Consider the following 1,159-nt stretch of genomic DNA (forward strand, 5'->3'; position numbering starts at 1 on the left):
GCCGGTCGGGCGGTCGTTACGGCAGGTTGCGGGCCATCACGATGCGCTGGACCTGGTTGGTGCCCTCGTAGATCTGGGTGATCTTCGCGTCCCGCATCATCCGCTCCACCGGGTAGTCCCGCGTGTAGCCGTAACCACCCAGCAACTGCACCGCGTCCGTGGTCACCTCCATCGCCACGTCCGACGCGAAACACTTCGCCGCCGCACCGAAGAACGTCAGATCCGCGTCCCCACGCTGCGACTTCGCCGCCGCCACATACGTCATCTGCCGCGCGGCCTCCAGCTTCATCGCCATGTCCGCCAGCATGAACTGCACACCCTGGAACTCCGCGATCGCCTTCCCGAACTGCCTGCGCTCCTGGACATAGCCCTTCGCGTAGTCCAACGCCCCCTGCGCGATACCCACCGCCTGCGCCGCGATCGTCACCCGCGTGTGGTCCAGCGTCCGCATCGCCGTCGCGAAACCCGTACCCTCCGCACCGATCATCCGGTCCGCCGGAATCCGCACATCGTCGAAGTACACCTCACGCGTCGGAGAACCCTTGATCCCCAGCTTCTTCTCCGGCGCACCGAACGACACCCCCTCGTCGCCCTTCTCCACCACGAACGCCGAGATGCCCTTCGAACGCATCGACGGGTCGGTGACGGCCATGACGGTGTAGAACTCCGACACCCCCGCATTGGTGATCCAGCGCTTCACCCCGTTCAGCACCCAGAAGTCACCGTCACGCACCGCACGCGTCTTCATCCCCGCCGCGTCACTACCCGCCTCCGGCTCCGACAGGCAGTACGAGAACATCCCCTCACCCCGCGCCAGCGCCCCCAGGTACTTCGCCTTCAACTCCTCCGAACCCGACAACTGCACCGGCAGCGACCCCAGCTTGTTCACCGCCGGGATCAACGACGACGAGCCGCACACCCGCGCGACCTCCTCGATCACGATCACCGTCGCCAGCGCGTCCGCACCCGCACCCCCGTACACCTCCGGCACGTGCACCGCGTGCAGATCGTTGCCCGTCAGCGCGTCCAACGCCTCCTGCGGGAACCGCCCCTGCTCGTCCACCTCCGCCGCGAACGGAGCGATCTTCGCCTCGGCCAGCGAACGCACCGCCTCACGGAGCATCTCGTGCTCCTCGGAGATACGGAAGAGATCGAAGTC

Annotated in this window: 1 protein-coding gene; it reads right to left on the reverse strand. The window is 66.8% G+C overall.

The features are described from left to right. Positions 1-16: 16 nt before the first annotated feature. Positions 17-1,159, reverse strand: a 1,143-nt coding sequence (locus ACZ7BZ_RS38355) for an acyl-CoA dehydrogenase family protein (RefSeq protein WP_470362422.1), incomplete at its 5' end; no start/stop codon positions are given.

This window comes from Kitasatospora sp. NPDC036934, from assembly GCF_055608425.1.